Here is an 18,597-nt window from a genome sequence, read left to right as displayed (position 1 = left end):
GGCCTCTCGACCTTGTCGTACTCCGGCTGCCCCATCGCTGGTCTCCCCGCCCCGTGTGCGTACGTCGCTCCCCGCCCCTGTCGAACCTCGAACAGGGGTAGGGGCCACTTTACCTACGGGGTTGGAGCGCGCCGGGGGCCGATACTCAGGCCGCGAGGGCGGCGGCTGCCGGGGGTGGGGGCGCGTCGGGCCCGCCCTTGCCGGTACTCAGCTCGAACCAGATGGTCTTGCCGCCGGTCCCGAACAGCTTCTCGTCGAGGCAGCAGCCGCCCCACTGGTCCGCGACGAGTTCGAGTATGGCCAGCCCCCGGCCGCGCTCGGCATCCCAGGCGACCGCGGCGGGGACCTCCATCGGGAACACCGGGCTGGAGTCGGAAACGCTGACCCGCAGCACGGGGCACATCCAGCGCAGCCGCACGGAGGCGGGCCCCTCGGTGTGCCGGACGGAGTTCGTGGCCAGCTCCGAGGCCAACAGTTCGGCTCGGTCGGCCAGTTCGTCGAGCCCGTGCGCGTCGAGCACGGCCCGCAGGGTGGTCCGCGCGATGCCGGGTGCGCGGGGGTCCCGGGGGAAGTGGAGCTCGTACTCCCAGGGTTCGACGAAGGCAATCGGCGGCGGGGCCGCCGTCCCGGCTCGGATGCTGTCCGTTTCGCGTGTCACGCGGGCACCTCCATGTGCGGCGTGAGGGATCTACGTCGGCCACGTGTCGCGTCCGCAACGCCTGAGCCGTGCCGGTGGCTTGCCGGTACCGAGCCCTTGGCGGGGCCCGGGGTCCGGTGCGCTTCCGACGGCCCAGGAGCGAAGATCACTGCGGCTTGCCTCACAACGTAGGCCATTCCGACTCACATATGAGTCAGATTTCACGAATGAGTGAACTGGAAGTTCACTCACTAGACCGCTGCTCGACGGACTGTCAGACTGTCCGCGCGCACGAGAGAGGACCCATGGCAGCAAGGAACGCCCCTACCGGCCGCCAGCGCCGCCTGGCCACGGAGCTACGCCGCCTTCGCGAACAGGCAGGCGTCTCGATCCAGGACGCCGCGTCGATGCTCGGCGCGGACCGGACGATGGTGTCGAACATCGAGGCCGGACGCACCACCGTCAGCGAGGACCGCGTGCGGCAGCTGGCCTGCCACTACACGTGCCCGGACTCCGACCTGGTCGACGCTCTGGCCTCGATCGCGAGCAGCCGCCGAGCCTCCAACTGGTGGGCCGAGTACCGTGGCAAACTCCCGGAAGGCCACCTGGACATCTCCGAACTGGAACACCACGCGGTACGCCTCCGCACTGCGCAGACTGTGCACCTGCCCGGGCTCCTGCAAACGGAAGACCACGCACGGGCCCTTTTCGAGCTCACCGTGCCGAAGCTGTCTCGGCTTGACGTGGAGCTACGTGTGGCCCACCGGATGCGTCGCCAGGCGGTCCTCAGCGGCGAGAACCCCACGCCCTACCTCGGCATCATCCACGAGGCCGCTCTTCGACTGACGTTCGGAGGCCACGATGTCACCCGCGCGCAACTGGAGCGATTGGCGGACGCGGCCGACGAACCGCACATCACGCTGCTCGTGATCCCCTTCAGCGCCGGAGGCTTTCACGGCGCGGGCCAGTCCATCCTGTACGCCGAGGGGCCCGCACCCCAGCTCGACACCGTCCAGTTGGACACGGCGCTCGGCGCCACATTCGTGGATGCGCCGACTCCACTGGCCAACTACCGTTCACTACTGGACCTCATGGAGGAGTCCGCGCTTTCAGCGGACGACTCCCGAGAGATGATCCAGTCGATCGCCCACAAGATCTGAGAGGCCCGAAGGTGAACGGAATCGTCTGGCAGCGCTCGTCGTTCTGCGGGGGCGGGGGCAACAACTGCGTGGAGATTGCCGAACTTCTGGATGGCATAGCCATCCGGGACAGCGTCTACCCAGACCGGGTAATGGCGGTCGGTCGAAGCACGCTGTCCGCCTTCATCCGCCACGTGCGCGCCGATGAAGGCAATGCGTGATCACCCCCTGTCGCCACCAGCAGTCGGGAATCGCCCAACAAGTAGATTCCCCATCATTCCCCGTTGAACAGCCCTGAGCTTTTCAACATGCCTCTGCACAAGACTCGACTGCCGCTTACTCGCTTCGAGCGCCCCGCTCAGCCGCCGCTGCTCACCGAGTGGAACATCCGGCACAAGCAGTTCCTCGACTGCGGATTGACTGATGTTCTTCATGCTGCCACTTGTCCCTGTAGCAGCTGCTGAGATCTGGCGACGCACACCTTGGGTCGCCAGAACTGCCTCAAGGAACCGCGGATCTGCAACGTTCTCCTTCACAACGAGCCGCAACGTCTTGTCACTCAACATAAGTTGGCGTGGAGGATTCTCGGCCACGCACGCCAGTCCCACGAGCGCCTCGGTGTTTGCCCGAGTCATCAAGAGATCACCGTGCCTGACCGAAAAGGCCGGGTTGATCAGGTCAGGGTCGCGTACGACTTTGTTCTCTGTCGGTTGAAACCACCCTGCCTGCACGGCACTGACTTTCAGGACGCCCCATTCACCTGCACCCGCCGGGGTTCCCTCAGCCAACGGGCTATTTCCCGTCTCGATGCGTCGAAGCCACGAGCCGAGCGAAACCCACTGCCCCCTGAACGGCGACGCCAGCAAGGAAGCTTCAACGATGGCGGACTTCTTCCGGACCCGCTCCAGCCCGGCGATGCGCCGCTCGATCGCGTTGTGGGCGGCAACGATGCGACGCTGCTCGCCAAGTGGGACATCGGGCACCGGCAAACGCCGAATCTGTCCCTGGCCGATGTTCTTCATGCTGCCGCTCGTACCAGTAGCCAGCGACCGGATGCGCTTACGCAGCGACGGTTGGGCCAGCACGAGGGCGAGAAACGTCGGATCAGCCACCGACTCGTCCACGACAAGCCGCAGGGTCTTGTCGCTGAGCATCAGTCGCGGAGGGGGAGCCACCGCGACGCACGCGAGGCCGACGAGTTCCTCCGTGTTGGCCCGCGTCATGATGAGATTGCCGGGGCGCACCTCGTACCCTGGGTGAATCAGTGCCGCATCCCGTACAGCCTTATTTTCCCGCGCGACGAACCGGCCGGCCTGGATCGCGCTGACCTTGAGCACCCCCCACTCGCCCTGGCCAGCAGGTGCGTCATCAGCCATGGGGCTCTTGCCAGCCTCAATACGGCAGAGAAGATCGCCAAGTTCAACGTGCCCGAACCTGCTACCGCGCATAGCCGAGCTCCTTCAGCCACTCCCCGAACTCCCCCGCCGCGCCCGCGCTTTCCGCCTCCAGGGCTTCCAGCGAGACGGCGTACTTGTCGGCCCACCGCCGCACGGACGCCACGAGTTCGCGGCGGCCGGCGGCCACCGATGCCGTAAGGCGGGTGGACAGGGCCTCGTCCATGACTGCCAGGACCACGCGCTGCGCCCCGTCTGGCTCCGCCTTCGCCAGTTCGGCGGCGGCCTTCAGGTCGGGGAGGAAGCGCGCGTCCAGCGCCGAGCGCTTCTTCGACGCCGCCGTACGCTCCTTGCGGCGGCGGGTGACCTCGGATTCCAGGCGGGCCAGTTCCTCCGGGGCAACGGGAGTGCGGTCCGGAGTCTCGTCCTCCTCCGTGTCCCCTTCGGGGTTCGGAGTCGAGGGCTGGGCGGCGGCCAGTTCCTCAACCGCCGTCTTGTAGGCGGCATCGGCAGCGGCCAGGGCCGCGTCCGCGCGGGAGACCTCGGCCAGGAACTCCGGGATCAGCACCCGGACCACCGGCTCGTCCATCGCACGACGGCGGTCTGCGGCCGATACGGAGGACTTCGCGCGGCCCCGGCCGCGTCCGCCGGCGGGCTCGTCCGCCTCCGGCGTGACCGGTTCGACCATGGTCTCCACCGAGTCGACCCAGCCGTCGAGCACCCGCTCGTATCCGCCCGCCGCGAGCGCCTTCAGGTCGTAGCGGGTGACCGTCCACCAGTCGGCCATGATGCCGGCCGTCGTGTACTCGTCCAGGACCCCCGCCGCGCCGATCGTGTCCGTGAAACCGGTCACCAGCTGTTCGCGCAGCACCATCAGGCGCTGGTTCTTGATCAGGGACTCGAAGTGGCTGGTCTGCTCCGACCACCACTTCTCGTACGTCTTCCGCAGGGCCTCTTCCTTCGGGGCCGTCAGCTCCGGGACGCGGGCCGCCGTGGCCTCCGGGCCCTCGGCCAGGAAGTCGACGTACTCCTCGTCGTCCGCGCGCGCCGCGAAGAGGCCGGAGGAGTCGACGCCGTACGCGGCGAACAGCTCCGCCTTCGCCTCGATCTCGGACTTCGGCACCCCGCCGTACAGGTGGGCACGGACGTCCTGCGGCTCCGCGGGCGGGGAGTTGTCCACCCATCGGCGGATGTTCAGGTTGGCGTCGGCGGCCAGCAGGTCGTCGCGGCTCACCGCGCGCGAGTAGCCCGGCTCCTGGCGCCAGTGCCGGAAGACCGTGGCGATCTTCTCCACGTGCTCGGGGCCCAGCTCGTTCTGATTGCGCGCGGACCGGAAGTCGCGGTCGGCGTTGATGAAGAGGACCTTCTCCTCACGGTCGCCGCGCTTGCGGTGCGGGGGTCGCAGGACCAGGATGCAGGCCGGGATACCCGTTCCGTAGAAGAGGTTGGGGCCCAGGCCGATCACTGCCTCGATGCAGTCGTCCTCCAGCAGCTTGACGCGGATGTCGCGCTCCTTGCCGCTGCGGAAGAGGACACCGTGCGGCATGACCGTGACCGCCGTGCCCCGTGCCTCCAGCACGGAGACCATGTGCTGGACGAACATGAGGTCGGCCTTCTTGCCGTTCTCCGGGGTCTCACCCCACTTCATGCGCCAGCCGTGCTTCTCGTCGGCCTCGGCGACGAGCGCGGCGTCGTAGTTCAGCGAGAACGGCGGGTTCGACAGCACCTTGGTGAAGGTCCTCAGCCGCCCGGCCGGGGTCAGGTGCAGCGGCTCGGTCAGGGTGTCGCCGTGCTGGAGGTCGAACTCGCGGATGCCGTGGAGCACCATGTTCATGCTGGCCATGGACCAGGAGGGGCCGTTCTTGTCCTGGCCGTTGATCGAGAGGTCGTCCGGCGATCCGCCGTGCTCCTCGACGTACTCGTGGGCCGCGATCAGCATGCCGCCGGAGCCCGCGCAGGGGTCGTAGACGCTGTCCCCGGGCTGCGGGTCGGCGAGGCGGACCATCATCCGGACGACCTCGCGCGGGGTGTAGAACTCGCCGCCGCGCTGGCCCGCCGAGTCGGCGAAGCGGGCGAGCAGGTACTCGTACGCCGCGCCGAGCATGTCGGGGAACTCGAAGTCCTCGTTGCGCAGGCGGTACAGGCTGAAGTGCCGGATGAGCGCGCGCAGCTCGGTGTTGGTGAAGCGGGGCTTGGTGCCGACGATCTCGTTGAAGGAGATGTGCGAGGCCACGCCCGCCAGCCGGCTGTGGCTGCCCTGGAGGGCCACCAGCGCCTGGTCCAGGCTCTCGCCGACCTTGTCCACGAGCATGGACAGGCCCGGCAGGGGGTGGCCGGGCTGCTCCGGGTTCTCGTGCGGGCCCTTCCACCAGCGGGCCCGGGGCGGGACGTAGAAGATCCGCGGGTACTTGTCCGGGTCGTCGGCCCGCTCCAGGGCCTTCGCCCGGTCACCGGTCCGCTCCAGGGCATCCGCGTAGACCCGCTCCCACTCCGGCTGGAACTCGTCGGAGGAGCGCTTCAGGAACAGCATCCCGAAGATGTAGTCGCGGTACTCCGAGGCGTCCATCCGGCCGCGCAGAATGTCGGCGGCGGAGAACAGATGCCGTTCCAGCTGGGGCAGTGTGATTCGGGCCACGCACCGGTCCTTCGTACGCCGTGGGAGTTTCGGGAGAACTCCGGAAGCGTAGTCGGGGAGGGGCGCCTGAAGGAAACCGTCCGCTCAGCGGCCCCGGCCGGGCATCTGGGTCTTGCGCGTCCCGATGCCCAGCGAGGCGAGCAGGCGCCACATGTCGGTGGACGGGTCGCGCTTGAGCGGGTCGCAGCCGTCGCCGTGGCCGGAGCGGCGGTTCCACTCCTCGTACGTTTCGGTGCCCGGGCCGGGGATCTTGTCGAGGCTGAGGTTCTTCGCGGAACAGGTGCCATGCGGGCACATGTCGACGAGCTTGCGGGCGTTGTCGACCGCCGTCTGCTCCTTACCGAGGAGCGTCTGCCCGCGCTGTCCGGCCAGGCCCTTGCCCCGACCGCCGGACTTCTTGTCGTACTCGGCGAAGCCCTCGGCCTTCGGGTGCTTGCGCAGCCGGTCCTTGATGGTGCCGCTTCGGCCCTCCTCCTGGCTGGTGAACTGCTGGAAGTGGAGCAGCAGCCACAGCTCGATGGAGGGGTGGGAAAGAGCCACCTGTACACCCTTGAGGGCCGCCGTGTTCATGGCGTCCCGGATGGCGCTGTCCCGGTTGTCCTCGGAGTCCCGGTCGAACAGGGCCCACTTCTCGTCACCCGGGCTCGATGCCTGGGCGATCACGTGGTCGACGACCTGGTCCGGGCGAAGGCCCTTCTTGACCGGGGTGAAGCGCAGGAAGAACTTCTCTCCCGGTCCGTCACGGTAGGTGTCGTTGATCAGCTTGATGTAGTCGGCCTCGGTCCGCTCGCCCTCGGCCGCGAGGTAGACGATCCGGGACGACTCGTCCGGGTAGGAACCCAGGTCTCGCCGCAGGGCGCGGGGCGCCTCGTTCCGGCCCTTCCGCCGGTTGACACGCCGGCTTTCGGCGGGTGGTCTGCTCACGCTGTCGTCGTCGCCTTCGGCTCCGGTTCCGTTTCCGCCTGCTGCGCGAGGCGCCGCTCCAGTACGGCGAGCTGGCGGGCGACCTCGCCCGTGGCCAGCCGCGGCACGCCGCCGTAGTGACCGTGGAGGTAGCGGCGTTCCATGTTCTCGTCATTGCGCGCCTTGCGGGCGGCGAGGAGGGGGTAGAGGGAGGACTCTCCGCTGCCCTCCTTGACCGCGATCCAGACCTGGTCCCGGTCGAGCGGGCGCTCCGTGACCGAGGGGCCGAGCAGAGTGGCGGCGTGCGTGGTGAAGACGAGCTGTGCGAGCTGCGGGTTGGCGTCCTCGTCCTGGAAGAGACGGACGACCTCCGCCGCGAGCACGGGGTGCAGGCTGGAGTCCAGCTCGTCGGCGAGCAGGACTCCGCCGTCCTTCCTGTTCAGCATGGTCAGCAGGGGGCCGAGGAAGGCGAACCAGGCGTGGGTGCCGAGCGACTCCTGACTCCAGAAGTCCAGCGGGCGGACGGAGTCCCCCTCGCCGCGGTGCAGGAGCTGGATGTCCCCGGTCTCGGGGTCGATTTCCACCCCCGTGACGCCGATGTCGGCCGATACGAGCATCGTGACGAGGCGCTCCCGCATCTCAGCACCTTGGCTACCGGTCAGCCGCTCGCGTGTCCACGCCGTGCGCTCCACCACGTCCTTGCCGGTGGTCACGAGCCAGAGGTTGTCGCGGAACCAGCGGTGGACGGCGGAGAGCTGGGGATGGTTGAGCGCCGCGCCGACGGTCAGGAAAAGGGCGTTCGGGCGGGTGGTGGCGACGAGGAGGTCCTTGAGGTCCTTGCGTCCGCTCAGGCCGGTGCCCGGAAAACGGAACTCGCCCCCGTCCGCCTCTGCTCTGTCAGCCTCACGGTCGAACCACACCTGGCGCCGTCCGGTCGGGTACGCGTGGAGCCACTCACTCTCGACGCGATCATCCGAGAGCTCGAAGCCGTAGGTGTACCGGACCTTTTCGCTCCGGCCGAGAAGCAGCTCGACCTCGAAGAGGCTGGTGTCGTCCGAGGCCTCGTCCGCTAGCGCGAAGGGCTCCCGGGGAACGGGAACATCCGGGTCCCGGTCCCAGTCGGCCAGGGATTCGAGGACCGCCCGCCGCATGAAGCGCATCGCATCCAGGATGTTGGTCTTGCCGGAGGCGTTCGCCCCGAAGATCCCGACGGCGGGAAGCACCGACACGGGCTTGCCGTCGGAGCGGGTACCCGTCTCGCGGGCGGTCCTCTCGTTGAATTCCGTGGCTACGAGCGAAAGCTCCTGCTCGTCACGGATGGACCGGTGATTGGCCACCCGGAAGCTGAGCAACATGACCGACCTCCCAGTGAGGCGGGCTAGCGATTCGCCGCCTTAGGCGCTTTCGTACGGGTAATCCGTACTGGGCACCCTAAGACCTGCCGGACGAATGCGCCAGCGTACCGTCACACAGCCTTGACGGAGGAGGGGTCAGGCGTCAGCCGCTCAGACGGCGGCCGCGGCCCGGGTGGTCGTGGCGATCGTGGCCGAGCCGACCACGCGGGTGCCGTCGTAGAGCACGATCGCCTGGCCGGGGGCCACGCCGCGGACCGGCTCGGTGAAGGAGACGCGCAGCTCGCCGTCCACGAGCTCGGCGAAGACCTCGGTCTCGCCGCCGTGGGCGCGCAGCTGGGCGGTGTACGTGCCCGGGGCGGCGGCCGTGGAGCCGCACCAGCGGGGGCGGATCGCCGTGAGGGCGGTGACGTCGAGGGCCTCGGCGGGGCCGACGGTGACGGTGTTGTTCACCGGGGAGATGTCGAGGACGTAGCGCGGCTTGCCGTCAGGGGCGGGGTGGCCGATGCGCAGGCCCTTGCGCTGGCCGATGGTGAAGCCGAAGGCGCCGTCGTGGGTGCCGACCGTCCGTCCGGTCTCGTCGACGATGTCACCCTCGGCCTTGCCGAGGCGGTTGGCGAGGAAGCCCTGGGTGTCGCCGTCGGCGATGAAGCAGATGTCGTGGCTGTCGGGCTTCTTCGCGACGGCCAGGCCCCGCTCCTCGGCCTCGGCGCGGATCTCTTCCTTGGTGGTGAGGGTGTCACCCAGCGGGAAGAGGGCGTGGGCGAGCTGCTTCTCATCGAGGACGCCGAGGACGTACGACTGGTCCTTGGCCATGTCGGAGGCGCGGTGCAGCTCGCGGGAGCCGTCCTCGTTCTCGACGACGGTGGCGTAGTGGCCGGTGCAGACGGCGTCGAAGCCGAGGGCGAGGGCCTTGTCGAGCAGCGCCGCGAACTTGATCTTCTCGTTGCAGCGCAGGCAGGGGTTCGGGGTGCGCCCGGCCTCGTACTCGGAGATGAAGTCCTCCACCACGTCCTCGCGGAAACGCTCGGCGAGGTCCCAGACGTAGAACGGGATGCCGATGACGTCGGCGGCGCGGCGGGCGTCGCGGGAGTCCTCGATGGTGCAGCAGCCGCGGGCGCCGGTCCGGAAGGACTGCGGGTTCGCGGAGAGCGCCAGGTGGACGCCGGTCACGTCGTGCCCGGCTTCGACCGCGCGGGCGGCGGCGACGGCGGAGTCCACTCCGCCGGACATGGCGGCCAGGACGCGGAGGGGGCGGGCGGTGCGCGGCAGGTTCTCAGTCATAGCACCGTCCAGAGTACGGGGGAACCGAGCGGGGTCACAGCGCGTTATCGCGTACGGGGGGTGGATCACATCGTCGAGCAAGGGAACACGGAGAAGAAGCCGCCGAGCCGGACCCGCAGGGCCGTGCTGTTCGGCGGGCTCGGGGTGTTCGCGGTGGCGGCTGTGGCCGGCCGGGAGGAGATAGGCCGGGCCTGGTGGCTGCTGCCGGGGGTGGCCAAGCCGCGCAAGGAGGGCGAGATCGACCACGAGGGCGCGAGCTGGACGGCGGCCTCACCGGCGAACTGGCGCCTCGCGGACCGGCCGGACGACTACCGGGTGGACAGGATCGTCGTCCATGTCACGCAGGGCGGTTTCGCGTCCTCGGTGGACGCCTTCAAGAACCCGTGGCACAAGGCCTCGGCGCACTACATAGTCCGCGGGGACGGCCACGTGGAGCAGATGGTGCGCGAGCTGGACGTGGCCTTCCACGCGGGCAACCGCTCGATGAACGAGCGCAGCGTCGGCATCGAGCACGTGGGTTTCGTGGACCGCCCGCAGGACTTCACGGACGCGATGTACGCGGCCTCGGCCCGGCTGGCGGCCGACGTCTGCCGCCGCTACGGCATACGCCCGGACCGCAGGCACATCGTCGCGCACTCCGAGGTGCCGGGCACCGACCATACGGATCCGGGCCCCCACTGGGACTGGGACCGCTACCTCCGCATGATCGGTTCGGAACTCGACGGAACGGGACCGGGCGCGGACCGGGTCTGATCCGGGCCGAGCAGGCCTGACCCGGCCCGCCCCTGCCCGGCCCGGTACGGAAAGCCCCGCCTAGCTGAGGCCCGCCGTGCGGGCGCGTTCCACCGCCGGGCCGATGGCCGCGGCCACGGCGGCGACGTCCTCCTTGGTCGAGGTGTGGCCGAGGGAGAAGCGCAGGGTGCCGCGGGCCAGCTGCGGGTCGGTGCCGGTCGCCAGCAGGACGTGGCTCGGCTGGGCCACGCCGGCGGTGCAGGCGGAGCCGGTGGAGCACTCGATGCCCTGGGCGTCGAGCAGGAGCAGCAGGGAGTCGCCCTCGCAGCCGGGGAAGCTGAAGTGGGCGTTGGCCGGAAGTCGCTCGTCGGGGTCTCCCCCGAGCACAGCGTCGGGCACGGCCGCGCGCACGGCGGCGACCAGCTCGTCGCGCAGGGCGCCGATCTCGGTGGCGAACCGCTCCCGCCGCTCGGCGGCGAGGACCGAGGCCACCGCGAAGGCGGCGATGGCCGGCACGTCGAGGGTGCCGGAACGGACGTGCCGCTCCTGGCCGCCGCCGTGCAGGACGGGTACGGGGGTCTGGTCGCGGCCGAGGAGCAGGGCACCGATGCCGTAGGGGCCGCCGACCTTGTGGCCGCTGACGGTCATGGCGGCGAGGCCGCTGTCGGAGAAGTGGACGTCGAGCTGCCCGAAGGCCTGGACGGCGTCGGAGTGCAGCGGGATCCCGTGCTCGCGGGCGACGGCGGCCAGTTCGCGGACCGGCATGACGGTGCCGATCTCGTTGTTGGCCCACATCACGGTGGCCAGGGCCACGTCGTCGGGGTTGCGCTCGACGGCCTCCCGGAAGGCCTCGGGGTGCACACGGCCGTAGCGGTCCACGGGCAGGTACTCGACGCGGGCGCCCTCGTGTTCGGCGAGCCAGTGGACGGCGTCGAGCACGGCGTGGTGCTCGACGGGGCTGGCCAGGACCCGGGTCCGGGCCGGGTCGGCGTCGCGCCGGGCCCAGTAGAGGCCCTTCACGGCGAGGTTGTCGGCCTCCGTGCCGCCGGCGGTGAAGACCACCTCGCTGGGGCGGGCACCGACCGCTTCGGCGAAGGCCTCACGGGCCTCCTCGACGGTACGGCGGGCCCGGCGGCCGGCGGCGTGCAGGGAGGACGCGTTACCCGTGGCGGCGAACTGCGCGGTCATCGCCGCGGCGGCCTCCGGCAGCATCGGGGTGGTGGCGGCGTGGTCGAGGTAGGCCATGATCCCCCGATTCTACGAGCCCGCCGGTGCCGGTCCGCCCGGCGGGGCCCGGGCCGTCCTGCCCCGCCGCCGCCCGGGTCCGCCCCGAAGCCCCGCGCCTCGCCGACGGGCTCAAAGACCTGGGGCTCGCCGCAGACCCCACGCCTCAAACGCCGGCGGGGCTGGAGTTGCCCGGCGGCGCCCCCGGCGCACACGACGGACGGAGTCCGGCGCAGCGCCCCGAAGCCCGGGAGGCCCGCCAGGGCCGAGCGGTGCGAGGGGCGCGTCTAGGAGCGGAGCGCGCGGGCCAGTTGGCGGGACTGGGCGACCAGGTGGTCCGTCGAGTCCCAGACCTCCGCGTCCTCCTCCAGGAAGCCGCCGGCCAGGTTGCGGGTGGTGATGGAGACCCGGAGCGGTCCGGGGGCCGGGCGGCGGCGGATGTGGGTGGTGAGTTCCACCGTCGGGGTCCAGGCCACCAGGCCGAGGTCGAAGGCGGTCGGCGGCAGCGCGTCCACCGCCAGCAGCATGGACAGCGGGTCGGCGTCGCGGCCGTCGGCCAGCTCGAACCAGGACCGCATCTCGCCCTTGCCCGACGGGGCTCCGACGGCCCATCCCGCGGTCGCCGGGTCCAGGCGGAGCCGGAGCCGGTCCACGATGGCGGAGCTGCCGGGGATCGGGGCCGGGCCGGCCTCGGGGCCGATGCAGTCCTCGTAGGCGGGCATGACGGGCGGCTCGGCGACCGTGCGCACGTCGTCCGGCAGGGCCGCGAGGTCGCCGTAGGAGGCGAGGACGCGGATGCGCTCGACCTCGGCGCCGCTCTCGTCGTACTGGAACAGCGAGGCCTGGCCGGTGGAGAGGGTGCGGCCGACCCGTACCACCTGCGTGCGGATCACGGCGGGGCCGGGCACGGAGGAGGTCAGGTAGTGCGCGGAGACGGTGAAGGGGTCCGGGTGCGGGAGGGCCGCGGAGAGGGCCCGGCCGACCAGGGCCAGCAGGTAGCCGCCGTTGACGGCGGCGATGATCGTCCACCCGGCGGAGAGCTCCGCGTCGTACACCCCGGGCTCGCCCGCGCGTGCGGTGATGCTGGTGTCGCGGTCGAACTCACTGTCGCCGATGGATGCCTTGGCAGCTGCGTGTGACATGAAAACGACGGTACACCGGGATATTACTAAGCGGTAGCTTTCTTCTGTTACGGCTCTTCGGCCACCGAAGAGCGCCGGTTCCAGGCCAGCGGGGCCCGCCAGTGGTAGCGCATGGCGAGGATCCGCAGGACGAACGTGGTGACGATCGCCAGGCCGGTGGTGACGGCGTTGAGGGAGTCCAGGGCGATGAAGACGGCGACCATCGCGGCGCCGACGGTCGCGGGCACGGCGTACATCTCGCGGTCGCGCAGCAGCGAGGGCACCTCGTTGACGAGTACGTCGCGCAGGACGCCCCCGCCGACGGCCGTCGCGAGGCCGAGCGCGGCGGACGCGGTGAGGCCGAGGCCGTACTCGTAGGCCTTGGTCGTGCCCGTCACGCAGAACAGCGCGAGGCCGGCGGCGTCGAAGACGTTGATGGCCCGGTTGATCCGCTGGACCTCGGGGTGCAGGAAGAAGACGAGCGCGGCGGCGATCAGCGGCGTGACGAAGAAGCTGAGCTCGCCGAAGGCGGCCGGTGGGACGGCGCCGATGACGAGGTCGCGGAAGAGACCGCCGCCGAGGGCCGTGACCAGGGCGAGGACGGCGATGCCGAAGACGTCGAAGTTCTTGCGGACGGCGAGCAGGGCGCCTGCGGTGGCGAAGACGAAGATGCCGGCGAGGTCCAGCGCATGCTGGACCCCGGGCGGGAAGAGATCGTGGAGCACGGGGTCATTGTCGCCCCTCGGCTCCCGCCCTTGTGCTCCCGCCGGGGTTACGGGGTGGGGTGCGGGCCGCGCTGGCGGTGCGGCTCAAGGACCTGGCGCTCCGCCCCAGACCCCCGCGCCTCAAACGCCGGCGGGGCCGGAATGGTGCGGCCGGGCCGGGTGCGGGCAGCGCGGCCTGCGCGGCTCAAGGACCTGGGGCCCCGCCCCAGACCCCGCGCCTCAAACGCCGGCGGGGCCCGGAATGGTGCGGTGGGGCCGGGTCCGCGGACCCGGCCCCACCGGCCCGGCTACTCCGTCGCCTTCGCCACCGCGTCCGCCGCGCCGGGCAGGGGCTTGTCACCCGGTGCCTGGTCGGGGGCGTTCTCCGGGTGGTGGCAGGCCACCTGGTGGCCCGTCTTCAGCGTCAGCAGCGGCGGTTCCTGCGTCGTGCAGATCTGCGTGGCCTTCCAGCACCGCGTGTGGAAGCGGCACCCGCTCGGCGGCGAGATCGGAGAGGGCACGTCGCCCTTGAGCAGGATGCGCCCGCTCTTCGCGCCCCGCCGGCGCGGGTCCGGCACCGGTACGGCCGACAGCAGCGCCTTGGTGTAGGGGTGCATCGGGTTCTCGTAGAGCGCGGTCCGGTCGGCCAGTTCGACGAGCTTGCCGAGGTACATCACGGCGATGCGGTCGGACACGTGCCGGATGACCGACAGGTCGTGCGCGATGATCACGTACGTGAGGCCGAGCTCCTCCTGGAGGTCGTCCAGCAGGTTGACCACCTGGGCCTGGATCGACACGTCCAGCGCCGAGACCGGCTCGTCCGCGACGACCAGCTTCGGATTCAGGGCCAGGGCGCGGGCGATGCCGATGCGCTGGCGCTGGCCGCCGGAGAACTCGTGCGGGTAGCGGTTGTAGTGCTCCGGGTTGAGGCCCACCAGCGCCAGCAGCCGCTGGACCTCCGCCTTGAGCCCGCCCTCCGGCTGCACGCCCTGCAGCTTGAAGGGGGTGCTGACGATCGTGCCGACCGTGTGCCGCGGGTTCAGCGAGCCGTACGGGTCCTGGAAGATCATCTGGATGTCCCGGCGCAGCGGCCGCATGGCCGAGGCCCCGAGGTGGGTGATGTCCCGGCCCTCGAACTCGATGCTCCCGCCCGTGGGTTCCAGCAGCCGGGTGATCAGCCGGCCCATCGTGGACTTGCCGCAGCCGGACTCGCCCACGACCCCGAGGGTCTCACCGCGCCGCACCTCGAAGTCGAGGCCGTCGACGGCCTGGACCGCGCCGGCCTGGCGGCGCAGCAGTCCCTTGTGGATCGGGAAGTGCTTGGTGAGCCCGGACACCTTGAGCAGCGGTCCGTCCTGCTCCGCCCGCTGCGCGGGGACACCGGGGGCGTCCTTCTTCTTCATGTCCTCGGTCACAGCTTCGGCGCAATCTCTTCGGTCCAGATCCGGGTCCGCTGCTCCGTCGACATGTGGCAGGCGGACCAGTGCTTGTCCCCGTCCTCCGTCAGCTCGGGCCGCCGGGTGCGGGTGATCCCGTCCTCGGGCACGTCGGCGTACGGGCAGCGCGGATTGAAGGCACAGCCGCTGGGGATGTTGATCAGGCTGGGCGGCGAGCCCTTGACCGGGATGAGCCGCTCGGTCTGGTCGCGGTCGATGCGGGGCATCGAGCCGAGCAGGCCCCAGGTGTACGGGTGCCGGGGCTCGTAGAAGACCTTCTCGGCGGAACCGCGCTCCACGCACCGGCCGCCGTACATCACGAGGATGTCGTCGGCCATCTCGGCCACCACGCCGAGGTCGTGGGTGATCATGATGACCGCGGAGCCGAACTCCTTCTGCAGGTCCCGGATGAGGTCGAGGATCTGCGCCTGGACGGTGACGTCGAGGGCGGTCGTCGGCTCGTCCGCGATGAGCAGCTCGGGGTTGTTCACCAGGGACATCGCGATCATGGCGCGCTGCCGCATGCCGCCCGAGAACTCGTGCGGGTAGCTGTTCACCCGCTTGCCGGGCTCGGGGATGCCGACGCGGTCCAGCATCTCGACCGCCCGGGCGCGGGCGACCTTCTTGCTCACCTGGTGGTGGACCCGGTAGGCCTCCACGATCTGGGAGCCGATGGTGTAGTAGGGGTGCAGCGCGCTGAGCGGATCCTGGAAGATCATCGCCATCTCCCGGCCGCGCAGCCGGCGCACCTCCTCCGGGTCGGCGGAGAGCAGTTCCTTGCCGTTGAGCCAGATCTCCCCCGAGAGGGAGGCGCTGGAGCGGCCGCCGTTGCCGACGCGGTGCAGGCCCATGAGGGCCAGGGAGGTGACGGACTTGCCGGAGCCCGACTCGCCCACGATGCCGAGGGTCTTGCCCTTCTCCAGCTGGAAGGAGAGTCCGTCGACCGATTTCACCAGGCCGTCGTCCGTGGGGAAGTGGACCCGCAGGTCGCGGACGTCGAGGAAGGTCCCGGGCGCGCCGGGGGCCGTCGCGGTGCCGGTGCCGGTGTTCGTTCCGGTGCCGGCTTCGGTGCTCGTTTCGGTGCCTTGACCGGCACCGCTGACGGGCTTCGTCGGGTCGGTCACGACAGCCTCACCCTCGGGTCGATGATGGCGTAGACGAGGTCGACCACCAGGTTGCAGAACACGATGAAGAACGCGGCGAACAGGGTCACGCCGAGGATCTTCGGAAGGTCGTTGACCGCGATCGCCTGATAGGCGTACTCGCCGACCCCGTGGTACGAGAAGACGGTCTCGGTGACGATGGCGCCGCCGAGGAGGAGCCCGAAGTCCATGCCGAAGATGGTGATGATCGGCGTCAGCGCGGACCGCAGTCCGTGCCGGGTCACCACCACGCGCTCGCGCAGGCCCTTGGCGCGGGCCGTCCGGATGTAGTCCTCGTTCATCGTCTCCAGCATTCCGGCCCGGGTGAGGCGGGCGTAGAGCGCCGAGTAGAGGAAGGCGAGGGTGCACCAGGGCAGGACGAGCGCCTGGAACCAGCCGGCCGGGTCGTCGGAGAAGTCGACGTACACGTTGGTGAAGATCGGCCAGTTGAAGACGAACAGCGCCAGCGACAGGACGCCGGTGAAGAACATGGGCAGCGAGACGCCGGCCAGCGCCACGCCCATGGCCACGCGGTCGAAGAGCGATCCCGGCCGCAGGGCGGAGATGACGCCGGTGGTCACGCCGGTGACCAGCCAGACGACGGCCGCGCCGAAGGCGAGGGAGGCCGTGATCGGCAGGCGTTCCAGCATCTGGGGCCAGACCTCGACGTGGTCCTTGAAGGAGTAGCCGAGGCAGGGGGCGTGGCACTGTGAGGGCTGCGGGCCGAAGTTGAACTCGCGGCCGACGAATATCCCCTTCAGGAACTCCCAGAACTGCTGGTGCAGGGGCTGGTCGAGGCCGAGGTTCTGCTTGACCGCGGCGATCGACTCCGGTGAGGGGTTCTTGCCCACGTACTGGGTGGCAAGCGAGTCGACGGTTCCGCCGGCCAGCCTGGGCAGCAGGAAGAAAATCGCAAAGGTGATCGCGCTGACGACGAGCAGCAGGGCCACCGCGGCGATCATCCGCCGGACGATGTACACAAACACGAGGGTCGGCTTCGGCGTCCGCCGGCCCGTACGGCTCCCCGGTCGGGGGAGCCGCACGAGCCGGCGTGCACTGCTGCCTTCACCTGCCTTCCACGGTTCTGGCAGATCGGGCTGAAAGGTCGGGCCTTACTGGGTTCGGACTTACTTCAGGCCGACGTTGAGGTAGTCGTACTGGCCGCTCCAGGCCGGGTTCGACACCGCGTTGGTGATCTTCGGCGAGCGGTAGTGCAGCACCTTGAAGTAGGTAAGCGGCACGATGACCGCCTCATCCATGACCTTCTTGTCGATGTCGCCGTAGACCTTCTCGCGGGCGGCGGGGTCGGTGTTGGCGATGTTGGCGTCGAGCATCCCGTTGATCTCGGGGCTGTTCAGCTGCGACAGGTTGGTGTTACCGGTCTTGCCGATCGCACCACCGTGGACCACCTGCTGGAGGAAACCGAAGCCGGTCGGCCAGTCGGCGCCCCACTGCATCATCATGAGGCCGATCTTGTTGTCCTCGGTGAACTTCGGGACACCCGCGTAGTCACTGAAGTACTTGCCGGCCGGGTACTGCTGGATCTTGACGGTGATCCCGACCTTCTTCAGCGAGGCCTGGATCGCGGTGGCCATGTCGACCTCACCGGCACGGTCGTTGCGGGCCGTGATGGTGGTCTCGAAGCCGTTCGGCTGGCCGCAGGCGGTCAGCAGTTCCTTGGACTTGGCCTCGTCACCCTTGTTGTCCGGGGTCTTGTAGGTGTCGAAGTCGACGTGGCCCGGGATGTCCGTCGGCAGCACCGTGCTGGCGACGGCGCCGCGGACCGGTCCGCCGAACGCGGTCTGCACCGAGACCTTGTCCACCGCGTACTGGACGGCCTTGCGGCACTCGACCTTGTCGAAGGGCGCCACCTTGGTGTTGATCGCCATGTAGACCAGGCGACCGCCCTGCGCGTTGTCGGTGTTCGGGTCCTTCGAGCTCAGCAGCTCCGACTGGGTCTGCTGGGCGACGCCGTTGCCCACGATGTCGATGTGGGAGTTGCCGGCCTTCAGGTTGGAGTCGATCGTCTCCTGGTTGACCTTCAGCTTGACGACGATCTTGTCCGGCAGCTGCTTGCGGAGCGGGTCGTTGCCGGCGTCCCAGTTGGGGTTGCGGACCAGGACGGCCTGCTTGTCCTGCTCGTAGCTCTCGAACATGTACGAGCCGGAGGACATGATGTGCTTGACGTAGTCCGCGCCGTCGTCCTTCGCCTTCGGCACCGGGGCCGACTGCGGGTTGGCGAGCAGGTAGTCGAACTCCGCGAAGGGCTGCTTGAGCTTGAAGACGATGGTGTGGTCGTCCGGGGTCTCGATGGACTTCAGACCCTCGTCGCTCTTGTCCTTGTACGGGCCTTCGTACTTCGGCTCGTTGTCCTTGAGGTACTGGGCCAGGTAGCTCGGGCCGTTGGAGTGGACGTCACGGGCGAAGTTGCTCCGCTCGACGCCGTACTTGACGTCCTTCGAGGTGACCTCGGTGCCGTCGCTGTACTTCACGCCCTTGCGGAGCTTGTACGTCCAGGTGGCGCCGCCGTCGCTCGGGACGCCCAGGGACTCGGCGAGGTCCGGCACGACCTTGTTGCCCTCGGCGCCCGGAGCGGGCGCGAAGGTGGTCAGCGGACGCGCGTACAGGCGGCTGAAGTTGAAGACGAAGCCGTAGTACGTGTTGCCCGGGTCGAACGAGTCGGGCGTGTCGGACGCCTCGTAGACGAGCGTCCCGCCCTTCTTGTCCGAGGCGTTGACGACACCCGTGACGGCTGCGTTGGCGGCGGAACCCTTGCCGTCGGACTCGCCCGTCTTGTCCCCGCCGCTGCACGCGGAGGCGCCCATGGCGATGCTGATGGCGGCCACGAGCACCGCAGCTGATCTCGACCTGCTTTTCATGGTGGAGTTAAGCCC

The 18,597-nt window shown here is 69.7% G+C and carries 16 protein-coding genes; 3 read left to right on the top strand and 13 right to left on the bottom strand.

Annotated features, from left to right (window positions below):
* Nucleotides 1–145: 145 nt before the first annotated feature.
* Entirely contained in the window at nt 146–658 is a 513-nt protein-coding gene (locus OG332_RS31090) for an ATP-binding protein (RefSeq protein WP_327416566.1), read from the bottom strand.
* Between the two features lie 284 nt (nt 659–942).
* Here OG332_RS31090 and OG332_RS31085 point away from each other — a divergent pair, with 284 nt between their 5' ends.
* Together OG332_RS31085 and OG332_RS31080 are read left to right on the top strand one after the other, a co-directional pair.
* Entirely contained in the window at nt 943–1,797 is an 855-nt protein-coding gene (locus OG332_RS31085; protein ID WP_327416565.1) for a helix-turn-helix domain-containing protein, read from the top strand.
* A gap of 11 nt (nt 1,798–1,808) precedes the next feature.
* Entirely contained in the window at nt 1,809–1,997 is a 189-nt protein-coding gene (locus OG332_RS31080) for a DUF397 domain-containing protein (RefSeq protein WP_327416564.1), read from the top strand.
* Here OG332_RS31080 and OG332_RS31075 read toward each other — a convergent pair whose 3' ends face one another.
* From OG332_RS31075 to mnmA, 5 genes are all read right to left on the bottom strand, one after another.
* Nucleotides 1,998–3,224 carry a hypothetical protein gene (locus tag OG332_RS31075; protein ID WP_327416563.1) on the bottom strand — a complete coding sequence of 409 codons (1,227 nt, stop codon included), beginning with the start codon at nt 3,222–3,224 and terminating at the stop codon, nt 1,998–2,000.
* Nucleotides 3,214–5,805, bottom strand: coding sequence for a type I restriction-modification system subunit M (locus tag OG332_RS31070; protein ID WP_327416562.1), 2,592 nt, complete (start codon nt 5,803–5,805; stop codon nt 3,214–3,216). Before OG332_RS31070 ends, OG332_RS31075 begins: the two co-directional genes overlap by 11 nt.
* Before the next feature lie 84 nt (nt 5,806–5,889).
* Nucleotides 5,890–6,729 carry an RloB family protein gene (locus OG332_RS31065; RefSeq protein WP_327416561.1) on the bottom strand — a complete coding sequence of 280 codons (840 nt, stop codon included), beginning with the start codon at nt 6,727–6,729 and terminating at the stop codon, nt 5,890–5,892.
* Nucleotides 6,726–8,063 (bottom strand): AAA family ATPase, encoded by a 1,338-nt coding sequence (locus tag OG332_RS31060; protein ID WP_327416560.1) that lies wholly within the window; start codon nt 8,061–8,063, stop codon nt 6,726–6,728. Before OG332_RS31060 ends, OG332_RS31065 begins: the two co-directional genes overlap by 4 nt.
* 150 nt (nt 8,064–8,213) lie before the next feature.
* Nucleotides 8,214–9,344: a tRNA 2-thiouridine(34) synthase MnmA gene (gene mnmA, locus OG332_RS31055; RefSeq protein WP_327416559.1), complete on the bottom strand. Its 1,131-nt coding sequence runs from the start codon at nt 9,342–9,344 to the stop codon at nt 8,214–8,216.
* Nucleotides 9,345–9,404: 60 nt separating this feature from the next.
* Between mnmA and OG332_RS31050 the strand changes: the two genes are divergently transcribed.
* Nucleotides 9,405–10,097 (top strand): N-acetylmuramoyl-L-alanine amidase, encoded by a 693-nt coding sequence (locus OG332_RS31050; protein WP_327416558.1) that lies wholly within the window; start codon nt 9,405–9,407, stop codon nt 10,095–10,097.
* A gap of 60 nt (nt 10,098–10,157) precedes the next feature.
* Here the strand turns inward: OG332_RS31050 and OG332_RS31045 are convergent, their stop codons facing one another.
* From OG332_RS31045 to OG332_RS31015, 7 genes are all read right to left on the bottom strand, one after another.
* The gene (locus OG332_RS31045) at nt 10,158–11,321 is read right to left on the bottom strand and encodes a cysteine desulfurase family protein (RefSeq protein WP_327416557.1); all 1,164 of its coding nucleotides are present in this window, start codon (nt 11,319–11,321) and stop codon (nt 10,158–10,160) included.
* A gap of 266 nt (nt 11,322–11,587) precedes the next feature.
* Nucleotides 11,588–12,442: a thioesterase family protein gene (locus OG332_RS31040; RefSeq protein WP_327416556.1), complete on the bottom strand. Its 855-nt coding sequence runs from the start codon at nt 12,440–12,442 to the stop codon at nt 11,588–11,590.
* Between the two features lie 47 nt (nt 12,443–12,489).
* Complete coding sequence (locus OG332_RS31035; RefSeq protein ID WP_327416555.1) at nt 12,490–13,146, bottom strand: trimeric intracellular cation channel family protein; 657 nt, start codon at nt 13,144–13,146, stop codon at nt 12,490–12,492.
* A 287-nt stretch (nt 13,147–13,433) separates the two neighbouring features.
* The gene (locus OG332_RS31030; RefSeq protein ID WP_327419439.1) at nt 13,434–14,528 is read right to left on the bottom strand and encodes an ABC transporter ATP-binding protein; all 1,095 of its coding nucleotides are present in this window, start codon (nt 14,526–14,528) and stop codon (nt 13,434–13,436) included.
* 8 nt (nt 14,529–14,536) lie between these two features.
* On the bottom strand, nt 14,537–15,685 hold the full coding sequence (locus OG332_RS31025; RefSeq protein WP_327416554.1) for an ABC transporter ATP-binding protein: 1,149 nt from the start codon (nt 15,683–15,685) through the stop codon (nt 14,537–14,539).
* Nucleotides 15,682–16,689, bottom strand: a complete 1,008-nt coding sequence (locus OG332_RS31020; RefSeq protein WP_327416553.1) for an ABC transporter permease — start codon at nt 16,687–16,689, stop codon at nt 15,682–15,684. The genes OG332_RS31025 and OG332_RS31020 overlap by 4 nt, the downstream gene beginning before the upstream one ends.
* Before the next feature lie 141 nt (nt 16,690–16,830).
* Entirely contained in the window at nt 16,831–18,582 is a 1,752-nt protein-coding gene (locus OG332_RS31015; RefSeq protein WP_442816237.1) for an ABC transporter substrate-binding protein, read from the bottom strand.
* Nucleotides 18,583–18,597: the final 15 nt, after the last annotated feature.

The sequence above is a fragment of the Streptomyces sp. NBC_01233 genome (assembly GCF_035989305.1).
In the GTDB taxonomy this organism is placed as follows: domain Bacteria; phylum Actinomycetota; class Actinomycetes; order Streptomycetales; family Streptomycetaceae; genus Streptomyces.
This window is presented reverse-complemented; position numbering and strand designations above follow the sequence as displayed.